The sequence below is a fragment of the Microbulbifer sp. GL-2 genome (assembly GCF_007183175.1).
Classification (GTDB): domain Bacteria; phylum Pseudomonadota; class Gammaproteobacteria; order Pseudomonadales; family Cellvibrionaceae; genus Microbulbifer.
On record NZ_AP019807.1, the window covers coordinates 1,902,320 to 1,922,913 of the forward strand.

The 20,594-nt window shown below is 49.0% G+C and carries 14 protein-coding genes; 5 read left to right on the forward strand and 9 right to left on the reverse strand.

The features are described 5' to 3' along the window. Positions 1–303: 303 nt before the first annotated feature. The 3 genes from GL2_RS08390 to GL2_RS08400 all read right to left on the reverse strand — a co-directional run bounded on the left by GL2_RS08390 (position 304) and on the right by GL2_RS08400 (position 2,384). The gene (locus GL2_RS08390) at positions 304–534 is read right to left on the reverse strand and encodes a hexameric tyrosine-coordinated heme protein (RefSeq protein ID WP_143730228.1); all 231 of its coding nucleotides are present in this window, start codon (positions 532–534) and stop codon (positions 304–306) included. A gap of 90 nt (positions 535–624) precedes the next feature. Further along, a complete protein-coding gene (locus GL2_RS08395) occupies positions 625–1,002 on the reverse strand; it encodes a PH domain-containing protein (protein ID WP_143730229.1) in 378 nt (125 codons plus the stop codon). A 461-nt stretch (positions 1,003–1,463) separates the two neighbouring features. Beyond that, the gene (locus GL2_RS08400) at positions 1,464–2,384 is read right to left on the reverse strand and encodes a LysR family transcriptional regulator (protein ID WP_143730230.1); all 921 of its coding nucleotides are present in this window, start codon (positions 2,382–2,384) and stop codon (positions 1,464–1,466) included. Between the two features lie 196 nt (positions 2,385–2,580). Between GL2_RS08400 and GL2_RS08405 the strand changes: the two genes are divergently transcribed. From GL2_RS08405 to GL2_RS08415, 3 genes are all read left to right on the forward strand, one after another. Next, on the forward strand, positions 2,581–4,026 hold the full coding sequence (locus GL2_RS08405; protein ID WP_143730231.1) for an NAD-dependent succinate-semialdehyde dehydrogenase: 1,446 nt from the start codon (positions 2,581–2,583) through the stop codon (positions 4,024–4,026). A gap of 130 nt (positions 4,027–4,156) precedes the next feature. Beyond that, a complete protein-coding gene (locus GL2_RS08410) occupies positions 4,157–5,470 on the forward strand; it encodes an aminotransferase class III-fold pyridoxal phosphate-dependent enzyme (protein ID WP_143730232.1) in 1,314 nt (437 codons plus the stop codon). Between the two features lie 415 nt (positions 5,471–5,885). Beyond that, positions 5,886–6,467 (forward strand): HdeD family acid-resistance protein, encoded by a 582-nt coding sequence (locus GL2_RS08415; RefSeq protein WP_143730233.1) that lies wholly within the window; start codon positions 5,886–5,888, stop codon positions 6,465–6,467. Between the two features lie 178 nt (positions 6,468–6,645). Here the strand turns inward: GL2_RS08415 and GL2_RS08420 are convergent, their stop codons facing one another. Beyond that, positions 6,646–9,378: a M1 family metallopeptidase gene (locus GL2_RS08420; protein WP_143730234.1), complete on the reverse strand. Its 2,733-nt coding sequence runs from the start codon at positions 9,376–9,378 to the stop codon at positions 6,646–6,648. A gap of 126 nt (positions 9,379–9,504) precedes the next feature. After that, on the reverse strand, positions 9,505–11,055 hold the full coding sequence (locus GL2_RS08425; protein WP_143730235.1) for a CocE/NonD family hydrolase: 1,551 nt from the start codon (positions 11,053–11,055) through the stop codon (positions 9,505–9,507). 326 nt (positions 11,056–11,381) lie between these two features. On the opposite strand from GL2_RS08425, the gene GL2_RS08430 reads away from it, so the two are divergent. Both GL2_RS08430 and GL2_RS08435 read left to right on the forward strand, forming a co-directional pair. Further along, the gene (locus tag GL2_RS08430) at positions 11,382–12,884 is read left to right on the forward strand and encodes a hypothetical protein (protein WP_143730236.1); all 1,503 of its coding nucleotides are present in this window, start codon (positions 11,382–11,384) and stop codon (positions 12,882–12,884) included. Between the two features lie 228 nt (positions 12,885–13,112). Beyond that, positions 13,113–15,305: a transporter substrate-binding domain-containing protein gene (locus GL2_RS08435; protein WP_143730237.1), complete on the forward strand. Its 2,193-nt coding sequence runs from the start codon at positions 13,113–13,115 to the stop codon at positions 15,303–15,305. 28 nt (positions 15,306–15,333) lie between these two features. On the opposite strand, the gene GL2_RS08440 is transcribed toward GL2_RS08435, so the two are convergent. From GL2_RS08440 to pepN, 4 genes are all read right to left on the reverse strand, one after another. Continuing rightward, the gene (locus GL2_RS08440; protein WP_143730238.1) at positions 15,334–15,708 is read right to left on the reverse strand and encodes a RidA family protein; all 375 of its coding nucleotides are present in this window, start codon (positions 15,706–15,708) and stop codon (positions 15,334–15,336) included. A gap of 26 nt (positions 15,709–15,734) precedes the next feature. Further along, the gene (locus tag GL2_RS08445) at positions 15,735–16,787 is read right to left on the reverse strand and encodes a kelch repeat-containing protein (RefSeq protein WP_143730239.1); all 1,053 of its coding nucleotides are present in this window, start codon (positions 16,785–16,787) and stop codon (positions 15,735–15,737) included. A 41-nt stretch (positions 16,788–16,828) separates the two neighbouring features. Then, a complete protein-coding gene (locus GL2_RS08450) occupies positions 16,829–17,290 on the reverse strand; it encodes a GNAT family N-acetyltransferase (protein WP_172621093.1) in 462 nt (153 codons plus the stop codon). Positions 17,291–17,722: 432 nt separating this feature from the next. Continuing rightward, positions 17,723–20,416 carry an aminopeptidase N gene (gene pepN, locus GL2_RS08455; protein WP_172621094.1) on the reverse strand — a complete coding sequence of 898 codons (2,694 nt, stop codon included), beginning with the start codon at positions 20,414–20,416 and terminating at the stop codon, positions 17,723–17,725. Positions 20,417–20,594: the final 178 nt, after the last annotated feature.

The window sequence follows — 20,594 nt, forward strand, 5'->3', positions numbered from 1 at the left end:
GTCTAGTCGATATTATTGATTTCTTCCCTGATGACCCATTAAATATCCCTGAAAATGCTATTCGCGCTAAGCATGGCTAATTCTTAAATCGTTGATCTGTTATTGTTCGTGCTAGGTCGCTAGTTGTAGTTCACTAGTGATTTCTCTCTTGGTTGAGGAAGATCTTGACTTTATAATCTGGCCTTCCTCTTCTCAATTGTATTTATTATTCGAAACTTGGCTTTAATTAGGGTATTTTAAATACGCTTTGTGATTCCATATAAAATTAAAAAATTTATCAATCACAAAGCGCATAATCATGGATTAGCTGCGCCAGTAGTTGTTGGCTGCGGCTACAGTTTGGAAGTTGATCGCTACGACCTGGGAAGAGGCAATCAAGCTGTCGGCATTTTCCTCATAAGAGGATCTTAATTTCCCTCTCACTTCATCAGAAGGTTGGGTATATTTTACCCCCATTCTGGATAATTTCATCGCTAGCTCAAAGCCCTGTTGCGCATTTTCAGTAATAAGACTTTCTAACCACATGTGTGACATGAACTTCCCTCTCAAGTTTTTGGTGACTATGGCCTTGGTGACATTGTATTCCAGTCATTGTGAAGACAAAGAATGTTGTTGGTGAATATGTCAGCTCAGTACATATTGGCTGATATATTTATTAAATTGGATAAGATCAAATGATCCTTTTATTTCAAAGGTGATTTTCCCTATTTCCCCTAGATAAATTTCTATTTCGCAGTCCATGTCGAATGTGCCTGCGGTCTCAACAGAAAAGGCTTGTACTTTGCTATAGGGTAAGGAGGTATAATCGACTTTGGAGCCTGTTAGTCCCTGGACATTGGCAGTAATAATACGCTTATTGGTAAATACTACCTGATCTCGTATTGTCTTGAAGCCGGAAAAGATTGATTCGTTATCTATTAAGAATTTATTGAAATCATCCCTGGCTATTGAAGTGTCAATAGGCTTTAGTTTAAAAATTGAGGAATTTTTGAAGTCGATCACTGTTTTCCCTGGAAAATCTAAATTTTGATAGTAAGGAAGACTAACACTATAAATCCACAATTAGTAGCATGTGTTTATCGTATTTTATTGTACCTAACACTTAGTTTTGCTTTCCAAAATATTCAACTTCATCATTAATCTGGATAATATTGTTATTTTTTAGTGCAGTTGTTCCAGGTATTTATTGTCCATATGGAATTTCTTGTTTTTCGGGTGCATTTGGCAGTTTTATATTGAAGAGTATTTATTTTTATACTTCATATGCTGATCACAGCAATTTTAGTTTTACTATCGATATCTGATATATTTCTTAGTGTTTATTGCCCAAATTAACGCTTCCCGAACAAGGGAAATCACACACTCTCTCATTCTAATTACCTTACTTTGTCTGCTGTGGTCCTTAAGAGAGAATGAATACGGATAACTTTGACAAACTCTATAGTATTCTATCCCTGCATTAATTATTCACGTATCAGCAATGCTTCCAGGAATAGCTTGATTGCTGGATGTTCCGCCGCACTTCTGTTGAAAGTTGCAGCATTTTGAATGTTGTAGTGAAACTTCTCAGGTAGTAAAGGGATTAGTTGATTTGTTTCCACATAATTATGTGCGAGATACTCCGGAAGAAACCCAATAAAACATCCAGATAAAATCATGGCGAGTCTTGCGGCCATATGGTTGGCGGTGGAGCGGTTAGGGAATAGTCGGTAGAGATGCGCGGCGCCGGAGAGAACTGCATGGCTGGGGGCGGCCAGCTCCTGCTGTGTCAGTAACTCCTCGCTAATCTGGCCAGGCTTGGCACAGGGGTGATTGGCGCCGCAGTAGAGCATGGATTGGTGTTGGAACAGAGGTTGATATTTTAAACCTGGCCTGTGTGAATGCAGGGGGTTGATACCCACATCTGCGCGGCCGGCGAGGATCTCCAATTCCAGCTCCTGGGGTGCGGCCAATTGGACCTCCAGGTGTAACTGGGGAGCCTGCCCCCTTAGGCGGGCAATGGTTGCGGGCAAGTCCAGCTGGGGGATTTCAAGTACATCATCCGGCATCACCAAGCGCAGGGTACCGGTGAGCTGGGATTGAATGGCGTTAACCTGGCCCCTAAAGGTGTCCAGATGTCCATCCAACTCCAAAATTGCCTGGTAGAGGGCTTCCCCCTCTGGAGTCAGTTTGAAATCGGCGCGCCCGCGAGAACGAAGGCATAGCTGCATAGCCAGGCGGGTTTCCAGATCAGAAATATGCACGCTGATGGTGGAGCGGCCAATATTGAGTGACACTTCTGCGGCGGCCAAGCCGCCGGCACGTACTACTTCGCGAAAAACCCTCAACAGGCGAAGGTCCATGTCGCTGAGGCGCCCGCCCAAGGCGCTTTTTGTCTTGCTCATTTACCAACTCTTCCTGTGTTATTTACCGTAACTTAGCCGGTATTATTTAGCTTTTTGGGCGAAGGCTCAGATTGCCCAGCCATAAAGTTTGATAAATTTAAACTTTAGTTGCAAAAATACTACTATCCCTATCGCTCAGCTGCGGCCAGAATCGCCGCAATACGATTAATAACATCCAAATATCAGGAGTTTTCCGGTGAAACTGGCGAATCCAGACCTGTTGAAGTTTCAGAACTATATCGATGGAGAGTGGCGGAGTGCCACGGGCACTGCAGAGGTGCGCGATCCGGCCAATGGTGAACTGCTGGGTAATGTGGCTGATGGTTCAGCTGCGGATGCGGAGTCAGCTATAGCTGCTGCCAGCGCAGCCTTCCCAGAATGGAGTCGTCGCACAGCAGGTGAACGCGCTGCTGTTCTCAAGCGCTGGTACCAGCTGATCGTAGACAACAGCGATGACCTGGCGACAATTCTCACCCTGGAACAGGGTAAGCCCCTGGCAGAAGCCAAGGGTGAGATTCTTTATGGTGCCTCTTTTATCGAGTGGTTTGCCGAGGAGTGCCGTCGAGCTTACGGTCAGACGATCCCCACTCATAACCCGGGGATGCGCCTTAGCACCATCCGCCAGCCGGTGGGTGTTGTGACTTGTATCACTCCTTGGAACTTCCCCAACGCCATGATTACCCGCAAAGCGGCGCCGGCCTTAGCTGCCGGTTGTACTGTGGTCATCAAGCCGGCGCTGGAGACCCCGCTGTCTGCACTGGCTCTGTGCCAGCTGGCGGAAGAGGCGGGCCTGCCCAAGGGCACCATCAATGTGGTAACCGGCAGTGATGCGCCGGGTATTGGCAAAATACTGACCCAGGATCCGCGGGTAGCCAAATTTACTTTCACCGGTTCCACTGCTGTGGGCAAGTTGCTGATGGCGCAGTGCGCCAGCACGGTGAAGAAAATGTCTATGGAACTGGGTGGTAATGCGCCCTTTATCGTATTCGATGATGCGGATCTGGCCACAGCTGTGAAGGCTTGTGTGGCAACCAAGTTCCGCAACGCCGGCCAGGTGTGTGTCGCGACCAATCGTATTTATGTGCATGAGTCAGTACACGATGAGTTTGTGGAAAAACTGCGTGCGGAAGTGGAGGCCCTGAAAATTGGCCATGGTACTGAAGTCGGTGTGACCATGGGTCCGATGATCTTCCGCCGTGCGGTGGAGAGAGTTCAGGAACTGGTACAGGATGCAGTTGCCGCTGGAGCCAGTGTAGAGGCTGGAGGTGAGCAGCTGCCGGATGGCGAAAACTATTTTGCTCCCACCCTGATTACCGGTGTTACCGATGAAATGCGCATTGCCCGAGAGGAAAACTTTGGGCCGATTGCGGCGGTGCAGAAGTTTACCGACGAGGACGATGTGGTCCGCCGTGCGAACGACACTCCCTACGGCCTGGCCGCTTATGTGATGAGTGAGAATATCCGTCGTGCAAACCGTGTGGTAGAGGCGCTGGATTACGGCATGATCGCCTGCAATACCGGCGTTTTCTCTACCACAGTCGCGCCTTTTGGTGGGAATAAGGAATCCGGTATTGGCCGCGAGGGCGGCGTCGAGGGTATGGCCGAATTCTACGAGACCAAGTACTGCTGCTTCGGAGCCTGATTCACCGGTTTGAACGGCATTGGTCTGCGCTTGTCACAAAGTGAACAAGCGCCTGAACAGATTAGTGGGAGCCCCTGGCTCCCGCATCCAAACATTTTGAAACTTCAGGGAACTTGCGGAGATACAGTTCATGTCTGAAATGCAAACCAACGCTTTCTGGATGCCTTTTACCCCCAATCGCACTTTTAAATCCGCACCGCGGATCGTGGAAAGCGCAGAGGGTATTTATCTCACCGAAAAAGGTGGGCGTCAGATTATCGATGCCACTGCCGGTCTATGGTGCAGCAATGCTGGTCACGGCCGTACTGAGATCGCCGAGGCAATCTACCAGCAGGCGAAAACTCTGGACTACAGCTCCATTTTTAATTTTGGCCATGAGCTGGGCTTCGAATATTCCGAGCGCCTGGTCAAGCACACTCCGGATGGCCTCGACCATGTTTTTTTCGGTAACTCCGGTTCTGAAGCGGTAGAAACTGCACTGAAAATTGCCCTGCAATACCAACGCGTACGTGGCAAGGGCACTCGCACCATGTTTATCGGTCGTGAGAAGGGTTACCACGGAGTGAACTTCGGCGGTATTTCCGTCGGTGGTATTGCACCGAATTACCAGGGGTTCGGCCAGCCGGTTAAAGCCAACCATATGCGTCACACCCTGGACATTGAGCGCAACGCTTTCAGCCGTGGCCTGCCGGAGCATGGGGTGGAGCTGGCGGAAGACCTGGAGCGCCTGGTGGCCTTCCACGGTGCCGACCAGATAGCTGCGGTGATTGTTGAACCCTTTGCTGGGGCCGGTGGTGTAGTACTTCCGCCCAAAGGCTACTTGCAGCGACTGCGTGAGATCTGTGACAAGCATGATCTACTGCTGATTTTTGATGAGGTAATTTCCGGTTGGGGCCGTACCGGCTCTGCATTTGGCTCTATTGAATTCGATGTAACCCCGGATATGATCACCTCAGCCAAGGGTATTACTAATGCGGCGGTGCCACTGAGTGCGGTGTTTGTAAAAGATGAGATTCACAACACCATCATGAGTGCAGCCGCAGAGGGTATGGTGGAATTTTTCCATGGTTACACTTACTCCGCGCACCCGGTTGCCTGTGCTGCGGGTATGGCGACTCTGGATATCTATGAACGTGAAGGTCTGCTCACACGTGCATCTGGAGAGATTGGCCAGCACTGGGAAAATGCCCTGCACAGCCTGGCAGATATGGACAACGTAATAGATGTGCGTAACTACGGTCTGGTTGGTGCGATCGAACTGCGTGCACCTGAAAATCTGAAAGGCAAATTCGGGGCTAAGGCTTCCGGTATGGCTTGGGAGGCTGGTGTTATGGCGCGCGGGATTGGCGATGCACTGTGCATGTCTCCGCCGCTGATTATCGAGAAGCACGAGATCGACGCAGTGGTAGATAAGCTGCGTGGTGTGATTGGCGAGCTGGCCTGATCAATTCCCTCGGCAGCCTTCGGGCTGCCGGTTCATTACAGTAACTTCCAAACTTCTTCGTTCTCTGCCCTCTGAGCCACAAGCTTTATAGCCCTGTGTTTCCCCTATGTTATATGCTCCTGACTTCTAAGCCTGTTCGACTAATAACTCGATTTATCCGTTGCGACTACACTGGAGATAGCGGCCTGCGGCGCGATCACAGTCTTTGCAGAGTCGACTGTATGGTCGCGCTCGTGGGCCGCCTCCCTGCCTATTCAGTAGCTTTCCCTTGTAGTTGATGGGAACCCCTACAGAAAACTTCACCGTGTAATTTGTAGATTCAGTCTGTTTATTTGGGAAATGCTCCTAAAAAACTGGTCGTCCATGGACTATGGCGCTTAAATTAAAAATAGATGTTCTACTCGGTGACTGCTCTATGTCCACTGATACCACTTCCCTTTCCTCCGGCCCCATTTTGCAGGTGCTCTCTGCCAACTGGTGGCTATTGTTACTGCGCGGTGTTATCGCAGTAATCTTTGGGGTGCTTACTTTTATCTGGCCAGGATTGTCACTACTCACCCTGGTTTTTCTGTTCGGTATTTACGCTTTTCTCGATGGCATTTTTTCCCTGGTGGCGGCAGTAATGGGGCGGCATAAATCCACGCCCCTATGGTGGCTGATTGTATCGGGCCTGGTTAGTTTGGCTGCGGGCATAGTAACTTTTATGTTTCCTCAAGTGACCGCATTGGTTTTGGTGATTTTTATCGGTGCCTGGGCGCTGGTGCGGGGGATTTTTGAAATTGTCGGGGCGATTCGCCTGCGCAAAGAGATTGACAACGAGTGGTTGCTAATTGCAATTGGCGTTCTGTCAGTGATTTTCGGCATTGCGATTTTGGTTAGCCCTGGTGCGGGTGCCTTGGCACTGGTGTGGGTTATTGGTGCCTATGCAATTATTTTTGGTCTGCCGATGATTTGGTTGGCATTTCGCTTACGCAAGCACAATAAGGACGAGTCTTGAAAGTGGAACTGGAATGCCGGGAGAAGATAACCCTCTCCCGATACAGCCCGTAAATAGATCTCTTAACAGTCACAACCGAAACCCCGGCCACAGAAGGTGGTGGCAGGGGTTTTATACTCTGTTTTGCCTTTGAATATAAAGCTCAATAAATAATTAATTTTCAGTGCTTACTGCATTATCAATTGTTGTTTGCGAGACTATTCGGCTTTGGTATTGCCATCATTAAAGAACGGCCTTTTTCTTCCAGTGCCATACATAGTTGGATACGCTCTTCCGTTTGTGCCAAGCTGCGTTGGTAGCCGGGAGCGAGATCGCCACGTTCAGCGAATAGCTGTTGTAACTCTTCCAGGCGCTTTGCATCGCAGAAAACACCAGCCAAAGCTGGGGTGCGGCGACGGATCTGTGCTGGAATTTTTCCCACCACCTTTTCAAAATTATTCCGCAGCCACTGCCAGTTTGGCTCTTGCACTTCGGTTTGGGCCAGGGAGTACTGGATCAGGGTAAAGGCCTCGCGTGGCCCCATTTCTTCGCTGAGTGCCACCTTCTGGATAACATCCAGTTGCGCTGGATTGTTGCTGCTGCCAATCGCACTGGCGCTGGCATTTTCGAAGCGTGGGTCGTCCAGCTCGCTGCGAACTTTTATCAAGTGTGCGAGAAAATCCTCACCGGCATCCTGCACGGCCACAGTCAATGCAGCGGCGTAAAGATCGGAGTCGAGTGCCTGCGGGTCGCGCTGTGTTTTGTAACCAGTAAAAGCGACTGCCTTATCCATTAACTGTTTGCGCGTATCCTGGTCGCCAGCCACTAGAGCCATAAAGCTGAGCAGCTCGCTGTGCAGCATCTGCTGGTCAGGGTCATTGTTTGCTGCGCTGTTATTAAGTAGCGGCAGATACAGGTTCTGGGTGAAGCTCAGGAATTTTGCAGATTGCCCGTCAACCAAGTAGTTTTCACGGTATTTGCGCAAATAGCGCAGGGGCATGGTGATTACCTGCCGCTTTTCTGCCGTCGCGGATTGGCGCACAACTTCAAGCAGTTGGGTAGCGGGCAGTTTGCCGGCTTCAAAGGCTGCGAAAGCACTGTCTATAACAGAGAGTTGCTCGGTGGGAGTAAATTCAGCAAAGTGTTCAAGCAAGGTCGGCCACTGGTCCTTGGGCAGATTCCATCGATAATAGCCGCTTCCCTGGGCATTGGGCATTACCCAGCTTGGGCAGGTGTTACCTGCTATCTCCAGTGTTTCTTGCTTGCTTGTCAGTATCTGGCACTGTTGCTCGTCACCCGCATAACTAAAGCAGAATGGGATGCTCCACTTTTGTCCGGTATCTTTAATGGGGGAACCCAAAGCTTTGTAACGATTCTGGCTTACATGCAGTCTTGTCTGGGCTGGGTCACTGCAATCCAGTGCCAGCTCAAGTTGTGGTACACCCTTTTGCTCAACGAAGCTGCGGAATGTTTCAGTCAGTTCCGGGGTATGGGTCTCTTCGCCGATGACTTTGTAGAAAGACGGCGAGTCTGCCTCTCCTCCGCTAAAGGCTTCGAGGTAGCGGCCGAGGGCTGGGCGGAAGCGTTCAGCTCCAAAGTAGCTATCCACCATATTAATTACTCCAAGGCTCTTGGAGTAGGTGATGGCGTCGTAGGCGTTGCGAATGTTGTTGTTGTTTGTCACCGGTTCGCGGATGGCACGGGTGCTGGCCAGGGAGTCCAGCTGCATGGCGCCAATAGCGTAAGTCGCGGCGTTCAAGTCGTGGCCTCCCTCCGGCTCCATGATACGTAGTACCAGTGGCTCTCCCCAGGTAGCAAAGCCCTCTTTTAGCCATAGGTCGTCCCACCAGGGGGGCGTCACCTGGTTGCCAAACCACATATGAGCGATTTCGTGGGCATGTACTTCCACCAGGGCCAGACGGGCACCGGGAGCGGGGTTATCACCCACCAGGATACGCTGCTCGCGATAGGTGATAGCGGCAGATAGCTCCGTGGCACCACTGGGCCACTGGGGTGCGGCGATAATATCGAGCTTCTTGAAAGGATAGGGACGCTGTAGTTGGTTCTCGAAAGTCTCCACCATTTTAGGCGTGATATCGAGGATGTAGTTCATGTCCCCGCCGCGCCCTTTGCGTGCGAATCCGCGTAGAGGAATGGGCTCCTTGCGGTATTTACTGGGCGGTATAGCCGGGCGCTGTACTACATCAAAAGGCCCAACAGACAGGGAAAGCAAGTAAGTGGACATGGGTGGTGTGGCAGCAAAAGTCACCTTCTCCATGCCTTTGCTGACGGCTTCACGTTTCAGCTCAGGTCCATTGCTAATGGCGGCATAGCCCTCAGGAACCGTCAGGCTGATAGAGAAGGGCGCCTTCAGGCCGGGTTCGTCGAAGCCGGGCAGGTATTTGCGTGCCTGGATGGATTCCGATTTGGCCAGGGCATAGGCACTGCCCTGCTCTTCTACTTTAAACAGGCCCGCCAGGTTGCGATCAAAATCGGCACTGTAGTCGATGAGCAGAGTGAACTTGCCGGCGGGCAAATACTCGGTAAATTCTATGGCAGCGACACCACTATCGAGCACCTGGCGGTATCGGGCAGCGACTTTGCGTCCGTCTGCCAGTTGTGCGCTGAGTTTGCTCACTTCCAGGTTTTTACCGTGAAGCCAGATATGGTCGGCAGCATCATCCAGCTGGATATCGATGGCAACACTACCGCTAAAGTTATCCTGACGCGGGTCCAGAGTCAGATCAACGCGGTAGCCGATGGGGCGCACACCCTCGGGCAGTTTGCCCACCGGTGCATCATGGAGTTCTACAGATGCAGTTTCAGCAGTGGTGGATTGATCGGGTTTCTGTGAAGCCTTCTCTGCCGGGTTGCAGCCGGCCATGGACAGCAAGGCAGCAGCCAGCAGGGCGATCGGTATCTTCTTGTTCATAGGCTGAGAGTACTTGGCCAAAAAAGGGCCATTGTAACTGTTCGGCGGAAAATTACGCGAAGGCTTGCGGTGAGGTAAGGGGAAGAGGAGCTGAAGCCCGGCAGTTGCCTGCCGGGCTAAAGTCTTTTAGAGGTGTGGCACAGTCAGGCTGGAGACCTTACTGCTGCTGTAAGGCACAGTGATGGTGTAGTTGGTGTCTTCCGGCTTCTTGTAAACAAGGCCCTGAGTATCAATGGCCATTACTACGCGGTGACCTGCCGGCACATCGTAGCTGGTGGTGAACAACTCAACATCAATCTTCTGCTTTTTGCCGGGTGCATCGGTACGCACGGTGATAGGGGCATGGGTGATCAGGCGGCCGAGACCGAATAGGCTGACATCGTAGAGATGTACATTCAGCTGAACCTCTTCCTTGCTGGGCTCAATCCACATTTCCAATTTAGGGGCACCGCGGATCTGCAGGGTTTCTGACTGTCTCTGTGATTTGTACTCAATGGCATAGTAGCCGTTGATGGCCATCATCGGTGCGTAAACTGGGATGCCGAAACCTTCAAGGGCATCGGAAACCAGCGGGATGCCAGTACCGGCAAAGGTGTCCCAGCCCCCGTGGAATTCATTACTCCAGTTCCAGCCGTCGTACTTGCCGCTTTCCATGCCGCCGCTGTTAAACATGGTAAAGCGTGGCTGCAGGTACCAGGTGGTGCTCTCTTGAGTAACTGGGTAGTCCTCGTAGTGCTCCAACTCATTGCTGATGCGTACGGTCATGTCCACCTTAGGTTCGCGGTCGATACCATTGTCTTCGCCCTTCAGGTGGTGATCGAACCAGCGGAAACTGGTGGACCAGATATGTCCGTCGTTGCCGGTGAGGGTTTCTGTAATGGCGTGGGTGCCAGGATTCAGCATTAGCTTTTTGGGTCCCTCAAGCAGGGAGTAAAAGTCTGTCATGCTGTTGGGCTTAAACAGGTAGTCAGCAAAGTTATTCGAAACAAGCACAGCGGTGCCGTTTTTATTGAGCTCATCAATGTAGCTGACAGCTGAGCGTTTAGCACCGAACTCGATAACCTGCTCCAGATTCTGGCCGCTGCGCAGGTCATCCCAGACTTGCTCCAACTCGGCTTCTTTATCAAAAGCGGTAGTCACGAGCAGGCTGCCCCAAACCAGGTTAACAGTTTCATTGGGGTAGAGCGCTTCAACCACATCAGCCCAGCCGGACAGAGCGGCTACGGCATCGACGCGGGGATCTTGTGCCGCGCTCAGCAGGGAAATACCGCCCCCATAGGAAATACCGGCCATGCCCAGTTTGCCCACTGAGTAATTGGATTCGAGCCAGTCGATCAGTACGCCCACATCGGCGATGCTATTTTCACCGGCTACGTCTACCAGACCACCCGAGTGGCCAAAGCCGCGGGTGGAGTAGCTCAATACCAGATAGCCATTTTCCGCCAGCTCTTTGGCTTGGAAATGGTATTGGCGCTTCTCCAGCCCCCAGCTATTGGTGAAGATGACAGTGGGGTAGCCCTCTGCCGGTGCAGGGGTTTCCGGTACGAACAAGTTAGCATCGAGCACAGTTCCATCAAAAGAGGTGATATCCAGGTCGGAAATAAATTCCGGTGCTGACCAGGCATGGGCTGACATCATGGCGCCGCCGAGCAGCGCCAGTAGTGGTGTGGTTTTCATTATTGTTTCTCTCATCAAAGCAAATAATTATTATTTTTTTGACCGTCCGTAGCAGAATGGTCAATAGCGCAATATATAGAAGCTGGCCTTCCTTTTGTATGCCAGCTGGAGCAAAAATGAGACGCCTGTCTCGCAGTTTGTCGCTATCCCCTCCGGTTTTTTTGTCATATCTCAAAGTAATATCCTGTCTGACCAGTCACGTGAAAATAGTGTAAGGGTGTTTTGTGATCAAATTGTTCTTTTTTTAATCAAGAAAAAACGGTAGTCTGTGTCTTTCACTGTTTGGCCATGGAGGGCTTCGGCAACAATGATTGGTGGCCCGAACTATGGTTTCTCGCGCAGCTGTTTTTGTAGTATTTTTTTTCGGTATTGTGCTGACTGCCAATGCCGCTCCCCGCTATCTCGGTGAGGAAATTTGGTATGAGGTAGATAGTGAAAACTTCCGTGTAATAACCGATGGCGATCCCACTGCGGTAAAAACCCTGGTCGCAGATTTGGAACGCTATCGAGCAGTAGCCACAAAGTTATTGGAAGTGGACCCGAATAGTCCGAAGCTCACCATTTACGCTGCGGGTGACCGTGAAACCTATGCCGGTTTGGTAGGCGCGGAGCTTGCTGAAATGACTAACGGCCTTTTCGATACTCCTGCAGAAGGCAGCTATGCCCTGGTAAACCTCGATGGCCGCAGTGTAAAGAAGCAGCTAAAAGCTCGCGAATTCCTTTTCCACGAGTACACCCACTTCCTTTCTTATAACGGCAATACGACACATTTCCCCTATTGGTACAGTGAGGGTTTTGCTGAATTTATGGCGACCATGTCCTTTCCCAAGAAAGGCCGCTATGAACTGGGTGAAATACCGCAGGAGCGCGCTCAGACTCTTATGTATGCAGGTTTGATGCCCCTAAAACAGCTGTTGCGCTCAACCGTATATAACACCGATGCAGAGGAGAAGGCCGATGTCTATGCCAGTGGTTGGTTGTTATCCCATTGGTTGATGATGGAAGGCGATAAGGCGGAAGAGTTTAAGCAGTTCGTTAAAGCCTACAACGATGGCGCTGACCCGGTGAAGTCACTGGAGAAAGCCCTGGGTATGTCGGTTAATGAACTTGAAAAGGAATATGTCGCCGCGTTTGATTCTGGTGAATACGAAGTGGTCAGTGGAGAAATACCCGCAGACTTTAAAGAAGCCAAGCCCAAAGTAAGGCGCTTGCCAAAGCGGGAGGCAGTTGACGTTCTGGCTAGCTTCATTGCCCAGTCCGGTTACAACCTGCAGGCACTGGATGACCTTATGACCTATGCATACCAAACTGGTATTTACAGTACTAAGCTGGCTGCCATCAAGGCCAGTGCAGATTTACGTATGGGGGACTTTCCCCAGGCCAGTCACCTGCTCGCCAGTGTGCCTCGCAAAGATCGTAATCAGCCATGGTACCTCAGTGCACATGCCTGGTTGACAGTTAACCAACAGGCCACAGTTCCCAACAAAGCCCGTGATCTGCGTAGCTTAAAAAAAGCGCGTGAAGAGTTTAAATACCTGGTTGAGGAGGAGCCGCAAAATGCTTCTCACTGGTTTGGCCTAGCTATGGCTATGGAGATGTTGAATTACCCTCAGGAAGAGTACATGGAGAAGCTGGAGCAGGCTTACATTCGTGCGCCGCGCGAACTGCATATTGCCCAGTGGATGGCTGAAGAGCTCTACCAACAGAAAGATGTGGAATACTTTGCACGGGTTGCAAAGCCGCTGATGTTTGAGCTTTCCAATGAGGAAGAGAGCAAGCAAATAAAAATGAGATTGGCGGAGCTACAGGGCAAACCTAAATCCATTTAGTAACAATAAGAGGCTCATCTAATAAGAGAAGGCTTGTCACTTCATGTAAGAGACAACCTACAGTCGCCAACGTATATTTGCCCGGCAATTGATTTTGCCGGGCTTTTTTTTTGGGGGGATACATTCCATTAAAGCTGGTACGATTTTCTCAACAGCGGTCATTCCAAATAGCGAAGTGCCAACTGTTACCAGGGGTGTCACTTCCAATAAAAAATAAAAAGGTGCACTGTGCACAGTAGACAGTTTTTTGTTTTCCTTATACTGATTTCACTGCTCCTGCTTTCAGGCTGCGAAAAGCGGCAAGTACCTACTGGAAACAGTACCGATATTGTTCTTGTAGCTCCCGAACCATCGGCGCCGGAGCAGCAACCGGAATTGCCCAAAGTCCCGGTTTTTGAAAACTATGTGGAACTGGGGGATTTGCCCGCGCTGAGGGAGCGGGGCACCTTGCGTCTGCTTGCGCCGAGAGGTCCTCAAGAGAGCTCCCTGCCACGAGAGGGGTTACCGGTGTTCGAGTGGAGGCAGCTCGCAGAAAAGTTCGCTCGCAGCCGAGGGTTGCAACCTCAGTGGGTATATGTGGATAACTTCGCACAGCTGATCCCCGCACTTACCGAAGGCCGCGGTGATGTGATTGCCAGCAACTTTTCCCGCACCGGAGAGCGACAAGCCCTGGTTTCCTTTACTCGCCCCCTGCAATTTGTCAGTGAATTGTTGATAACCCGGCGGGATATGGAAACTCAGCCAATGTCCAGCCGGCCACTACAGGTTGTCGTGAGACGTGGCAGTGCTTTTGCGGAAACCTTGACTCACAGTGTAGATGAACAGAGTTTTGAAATTGACTACCTGGATGGACCTGTAGAAAATGAGGAGCTACTCGCTGCGGTGGCTGCGGGAAAGTACTCAGCGACCATTATTGACAGCAATCTGGCCGGTGCGCTTTTACCAGCCTATCCACAGCTTGCCAGCAGTTCCAGGCTCAATTCTGAACGGGCAATCGCCTGGGCAGTACGCCGTGACTCTATATCCCTCCGGCGGGAACTGAATGAGTTTTTTACCGCCGAACTGGTACTGGCCAGTCAAAGTCGTGAGCAGCCGTTGAGAAATTGGCAGCAGATCTTAGAAAGTGGAACCCTCAGAGTTCTCACGCGTAATCACCCCGCCTCTTACTTTATCTGGCGTGGAGAGTTGATGGGTTTTGATTACGACTTACTGAAAAAATTTGCCAGTGATCACAAGTTGCGCCTCAGTATGATTGTTCCAGACTCGGAAATGGGTTTGGCCGAGGCGCTACAGAAGGGAATGGGGGATATGATTGCGGCATCCCTCACAATCACCGAGAGTCGACGCCAGCAAGGGCTGGTATTTTCCAGGCCTTATATGACCGTCAAGGAGCTGCTGGTGGCTGAGCCCCAGGCCGCTACCGAGAATAATAACCTGCCCTTGGAAGAGCTACTTGCGGGGCAGACTGTAGCGATAAACCCACAAACCAGTTATCACGACAGCTTATTGAAATTATTGCAGGAGCAGCATGCGCAGGATCGGGTACCGCTGCAAATCCAGCGCCTTGAGGGAGCTACCACTGAGTTTTTGATTGACGCGGTAGCCAGTGGTGCTTTCCCCTTTACCATTGCCGACTCCCACTTGGTGGCAATTGAAAGCACTTACCGCGATGATTTTAGGGTAGTGGGTGAACTTCCAGGTGATCGTGAAATCGCCTGGGCAGTGCGCATGGGGCAGTCCGGATTATTGGAACAATTGAATAGGTTTTTGAAAAAACACAATCGTGACCTCTTTTTTAATGTCACTTATAACAAGTACTTTAAAGAAAGGAAGCGTATTCTTCGGCATCAGGGGCAGCGCCTGCGCAATACAGATGTGTTATCACCCTTCGATCCTTTAGTCCAAAAACATACGCGGAATAGCGACCGGGATTGGCGCATGGTGGTAGCGCAAATGTATCAGGAAAGCCAGTTTAATCCAAAGGCACGCTCTTTTGCCGGAGCTCAAGGACTGATGCAGGTATTACCGCGAACGGCAAGCCAACTGGGTATTAGTAATCTCTATGAACCTGACAATGCAATTCGTGCGGGAGTTTCCTATCTCGACTGGTTGGACCAGCGCTTTCCACAGAAACTGCCTCTGGAACAAAAAATATATTTCACCCTGGCTGCTTACAATGCGGGGCACGGCCATGTACGGGATGCCAGAAACCTAGCCCAGAATCTGGAACTGGATCCAGATCAATGGTTTGGCCATGTCGAAGAGGCTATGTTGCTATTGTCGCAACCTGAATACTACCGGAAAAGCCGTTTTGGCTATGTGCGTGGTCGGGAGCCGGTAAATTATGTGCGGGAGATTAGGGATAGGTATATTGGATATTTAGGTATTGAGCGCAATCAATACTATTTGAATGCTAACTGATATCTCCCAAACTCCCAGTAGTAGCAAATTATGCCATCGCCGCTGTTGCTTCAATTTCTATTTTAAGGTCCTCGTGTACGAGACTAGAAACTTCCACAAGTGAGCAGGCCGGATATTCGTTGTCGTAAAAGGCAAATAACTCCTCGCGAATAATACTAAGCTTGTCTACGTCTTTTATAAATATTGTAATTTTAATCAAGTCGGACTTGGTGCGCCCCTCGTAAGAGAGCACTTTCTCTAATTGAGAAAGCACTTCGTGGATTTGTTTTGTTATATCTTCCGTCTGAGCGTCCGTGCCCATAGCTACTAATCCTGATATGTAAAGACAATTTTCATGAATGACGGCATGAGACATTGGACCTTTCGCTACAGGCAGGAAGGGGTAATTTCTTCTGATTAGCATAGTTTTACTTCTAGGATTGAAAAAAATTAATAGTTCCAGCTTAATTGGATCATGGAGGAGAGTGTATCCTGAGGGCCAACTTTAGCGGCGCCACCAATAATATAGAGAATATCACCGATAGTCACGGCACCGTGACCATGTCGTGTCTTAATAAGCTTAGCTTCCCTCCTCCAGAGATCACTGATGGGGTTATAACTCCAAATGGCACTGGATACACTTCCTGTCCTCCAGTTTCCATTTGGACCGAAAGCCTCGCCTCCAGTAACGATGATTTTTCCATTGAGTGGCGTCGCGGTGAGTCCGGCAAGTGCTTGTGGCATTGGCCGTATCTTTTCCCACTTATCCAGGCTGGGGTCATAAACTTCGGCAAAAGAGAGGTTTCTGGCTTTCCTTGTATTGTTGCCGATCTGGCGACCACCAATGACATATATCCTGTCATTCAGTACTGTTCCAGCGGCTGAGTTCCGGTTGATAGTGGCCGGGGCTGCTGTTTCCCAATCGTTGTTGCCTATTAAAATATAATGTTTTTTTGTATCAATATTTTTGGAATGATTATTGGGGGATTTTCCACCAATAACATGAATGTCGTCGGAAATACTGGCATATATGCTTTCGGCTACAGGGGTTGGAAGCGGAGGTGCCGGCTTCCACTCACTGACATTTCTAGAAAGCCTGTAAACTGTAGCCCTGGCTTGCCAGGCATTGCCTTTTTCTCCGTGGAAGCCACCAAGTCCGTACAGGTAATGGGAATTTGCTGCCATACCAAGATGGTGTCTGGCTTCTGGGAGTGCGGGGCCATTTCTCCAGGTTAATGTTTTCGGTGAAAAAATATAGCTATGACTCGAAGGAGATAGACCAAAAAATATTGGCTTGGGAGAGGGAATAAATCCCCCGCTAATATAAATTTCATCAGAAAAGACAGCAGGATATATTTCCTGAATGGGAGTTGCGAGGTCAGGCAAGCTTGATAAACATAAGTCTGGACTTTCTCGCGCAGTTTTAGCCGCGCTAGAGGTTCCACTAATTAAAAGTGGTGCCATTCCGGAAAGTTTTAGAAAATTTCTTCTGGATATTTCCATTTTTTGAAGGCTCTCTTAAACTGTTATGGTTTTTTATTTAACTAGATTGTTTTTGTAAAAAACAAACTGTGAGGGTCTTCTTTGTAGTTTGAAAAAGAGCTGCAAGGTTTAAAACCATATTGCCGATAAAGTGCAACTGCGGGAGTAAAAGGTTCACTGCTGCCAGTTTCCAGCTTAACTTCATTATAATTCCTTAGCTTTGCTTCTTGTAGAATCTCTTCTAGAATTGCCCTGGCAACGCCTTTGCGCAAAAATAGTTGGTTTGTTTTCATGGATTTGATCTCACCCAGAGATGTTGAGATCTCTTTGAGAGCCCCGCAGCCCGCGATAACGCCATTGATTCGAGCAGCCCAGAAAGTGATTGTTGAATCCTTCAGGCTATTAGGTTTTAGGGCATGAACGCTTTCTGGAGGAGAGTGTTGGTACATTTCCTTCAGGTGGGACTCCAGTAGTGCACTTATAGAGCCATCAGATAAATCATCTTTTTGTACTACAATCTTCATTTCATAATGCCTTTAATTTTACTGGTTGAATATTGGCATAGTTGGTTTGTTGATATGAATGAATTTTAATGAATTTCTAGCATATTTGGAATTGTGCTATCCCCATTATGAAAAGGGGCGCGTATGGATATTTGCTCGAGAGTGAAGCTGGATGATGGTTTTTCAGTCTGCTATTTTAGATTAAATTTTTATGGGTGGGGCCTCCGTAAAATTCGAAAGCTGAAGGGAAGGAAAGGTGATATTTATTTTTGGGTATATTTTTCTGATAAATGCCTGTATTAAATAATGGATTTATTTCAATTTAAGTGTATCTGATAATTTACAGCGACAATCATTAAGAAAAGGACCTAAGGGCCCTTAGAGATTTTCGTGATCTGGAATATTGCTAATAGATAGAGTAAAGGTCCTGATGCTGTATTTTGCATGTAAAGATTAACCCTGCTGTTGCTTTAGCAGAGTCTGTCCAATCTTGATACAGCGCTCGCTAGTATAGCGATGGTTCTTCAATGCTTTGACCAACATAGGCTTGAGCTGCCGTTTCTGATCCAGTGTATCACTAATTTTCTGAACACCTTCCTCCGAACACATAAGGGGAAACATGTATGCGTAGGTACTGATCAACTCTGAAGAGCCTTCATTATTGATCTGCTCCAAGGCAGAGATTATCCGATTGCTATTGGTATTAAAAAGTTCAATTTGTTCAGAGGTGAATAGTGATGAAGTAACTCTGCGAAGTTCGCTCAACTTGAATTTTTTCCTATCCAGTATCAAGTTGTCTAACCATTTTTCCTTAATTTCTGGCAGGGGTCTAATAGCTTCAGCCGCTAAAGCGTTAAGTTTTGACCTGTCAGAATTATCTTTTTCCAGTTCTCTGCTAATAGCCTGTTCATAGTCAGAAAAGAGATAGCGATTTTGCAGGCTAATCAATTGCCAGCGCATATCGGGATCCAGTGTCAGGCCGTTTACAGCAAGTTCACCTCTCAACATCTGCTTAGCGTTGTTGAGAGCTTCTGTGGAATGAGCCACGCTGGTGAAAATACCAAACCAGGTTTTCTGCTGGTCACTACCGCTGGATGCCTGTTGAAGCTGTTTCCAAACAAAATCTTCAATAGCCAGTTGTAGTTCGCTGCGGCGCTTTTGATCAATAGAAATTTGATTCAGGTAGCGGTAAGCAAAACTGAGATAGCGCGCATTCAGTCTGATAGCATTGATATCCTGTTCTGCCGCACCGTTGTTGATGATAAAGCTGATGTATTCGTCCAAAGGCAGTTTTGCATCATAAGTACTGTCAAACAGGCTCTGCCACAACATCAGACGGGCAAAGGGCTGCTCAATAGCATTTATATGCTGAGCCATATTCTGCACAGTTACCGTATCCAGGTTCACTTTGGCAAATGCCCAATCTCCCTCATTGGGGTAGAGAATTTGTGGGCAGGGCAGCCCCTCTGCATCTGCGACCTTTGTGGTTGCGCCACTGTACAGAACTGGCAAAGTGGCAAAGCGTTTCATACTTTCACCGTCCATCCGGTAGAAGCCCAGCTGTGTGCGTTGTTCGCGTAGTGTTGGGTACTCTTCGGGGGCGCTCTGCTTGAGGGTCAGATCACTAACCTGATCATTTTTACACTGGAAACTGGCTTCGATGGTATTGAGGCCTGCTTGGTAGAGCCATTGCTGTTGCCAGGTATCCAGGTTCATACCGGAAGCTTTACCGAGGTGCCCCATAAAATCATCAAGTGTTGAATTCTGGTAGGAGAGTTCCTTCAGGTAATTACTGACACCTTTACGGAATTCCTCTTTTCCCAGGTAATAGGGTAATTGCTTGAGTACTGAGCCACCTTTACCGTAGGTAATACCATCGAAATTGGCAAAAGCTTCATCGGTATTCTTCACCGGCAATTGGATGGCGTGGGTAGTAGGGCGTTGATCGGATTGATAAGCCCACTGCTTGGTACCCAGGTAAAAGTTCTCCCAGGCGTTGGTAAATTCACTGTTTTCAGCCAGTGACAGGTTGGCCATATAGGTGGCGAAACTCTCATTGAGCCAGAGGTCATCCCACCAGTTCATGGTTACCAGATCGCCAAACCATTGGTGAGCCAGTTCGTGCGCAATAACATTAGCCAGGCGCATACGTTGTGCCTGGGTTTTTTCTCCACGTGAGATGTAAGCGTCATTAAAGGTGACCGATCCAACGTTTTCCATGGCTCCGGCATTGAAATCAGGTACCAGGATCTGATCATATTTTTTGAAGGGGTAATCTATTTCAAAATAGGGTTGGAAGAACTCAAAGGATTGTTTGGTAAAAGTAAACCAGTCTTCGGTTTTAACATACTCTGCCAGGCTCTGGCGAGCCATGAGTCGCAGTGGAATACCTCCGGCATCGTCCTCCCAGATATGATAGGGACCTGCGTGAAGAGAGAATACATAGGAAGAAAATTTTTGAGTTTGCGGGAAAAACCAATGGTTCAGCTCTCCCTTTTCCTCAATACGGTTTTCCCGTTCTGCGCTGATCACTATCCAATTCTTGGGAGCCGTAACATCGAGGGTGTAACGGGCCTTCAGGTTTGGTTGGTCGAAGTGGGGGAAAAGACGGTTGGCATCATAGGGCTCAAAGTCGGTATACATATAGACTTTGCCATCTTTCGGGTCTTCGAAACGGTGCAGTCCAGATCCATCATTAGAGTACGGGTGCTGATAGTTCACCGTAATAGAATGCTGCTGATCCGGCAGGTGCAATGCAGGAATACTGATAAAGTGGCCGTTGTATTCAAAGGGTGTTTCCTGGCTATCAACTTTTACTGATTCGACCGTGCCACCGGCAAAATCGATAGTGAGGGGTTGCTGCAGGTTTTTTGTAAATTTGATATCGGCGCGTACGGTTCCAAAAAAGCTCTCACCAGTGCTGTCCAGGTTGACACTCAGGTGATAGTCGACTTGGGCTACTTGTTGTTTGCGTAATTTGGCATATGCTTCCGATAGCCCCGATGTATCGGTTCTTACCAGCGTTGTGTTAGTGACATCGCTCTGTGGTTGTAGCGTACTGGACCCCTGGCCACAGGCTACCAGTATGGCTGTGCATAGCAGAGTGACGACAAGTTTTAGTGTTGCCTGTTTGCTGGCTTTGATCATTGCATTCTCACATATTTCTTTGTTATTGCTTTTATTTTGCCGGTAATAAGCATTCCACCTCGTTCTAGCATTCATTCATCGGTCGGTCCATCAATTCTTCTGAGGTGCGTAGGAGTCAATTGTACAGGGGATTAATTGGCACGATTCCAGTGAGCAGGCTTGTGCGTTGAGGTGCTGG

What these genes read in the sequence shown, in the direction of transcription:
- GL2_RS08400 (WP_143730230.1), bottom strand. Translation starts at nt 2,384, where the DNA reads ATGAGCAAGACAAAAAGCGCCTTGGGCGGGCGCCTCAGCGACATGGAC.
- GL2_RS08430 (WP_143730236.1), top strand. Translation starts at nt 11,382, where the DNA reads ATGGTTTCTCGCGCAGCTGTTTTTGTAGTATTTTTTTTCGGTATTGTG.
- GL2_RS08410 (WP_143730232.1), top strand. Translation starts at nt 4,157, where the DNA reads ATGTCTGAAATGCAAACCAACGCTTTCTGGATGCCTTTTACCCCCAAT.
- GL2_RS08420 (WP_143730234.1), bottom strand. Translation starts at nt 9,378, where the DNA reads ATGAACAAGAAGATACCGATCGCCCTGCTGGCTGCTGCCTTGCTGTCC.
- pepN (WP_172621094.1), bottom strand. Translation starts at nt 20,416, where the DNA reads ATGATCAAAGCCAGCAAACAGGCAACACTAAAACTTGTCGTCACTCTG.
- GL2_RS08440 (WP_143730238.1), bottom strand. Translation starts at nt 15,708, where the DNA reads ATGCTAATCAGAAGAAATTACCCCTTCCTGCCTGTAGCGAAAGGTCCA.
- GL2_RS08450 (WP_172621093.1), bottom strand. Translation starts at nt 17,290, where the DNA reads ATGAAGATTGTAGTACAAAAAGATGATTTATCTGATGGCTCTATAAGT.
- GL2_RS08445 (WP_143730239.1), bottom strand. Translation starts at nt 16,787, where the DNA reads ATGGAAATATCCAGAAGAAATTTTCTAAAACTTTCCGGAATGGCACCA.
- GL2_RS08415 (WP_143730233.1), top strand. Translation starts at nt 5,886, where the DNA reads ATGTCCACTGATACCACTTCCCTTTCCTCCGGCCCCATTTTGCAGGTG.
- GL2_RS08390 (WP_143730228.1), bottom strand. Translation starts at nt 534, where the DNA reads ATGTCACACATGTGGTTAGAAAGTCTTATTACTGAAAATGCGCAACAG.
- GL2_RS08425 (WP_143730235.1), bottom strand. Translation starts at nt 11,055, where the DNA reads ATGAAAACCACACCACTACTGGCGCTGCTCGGCGGCGCCATGATGTCA.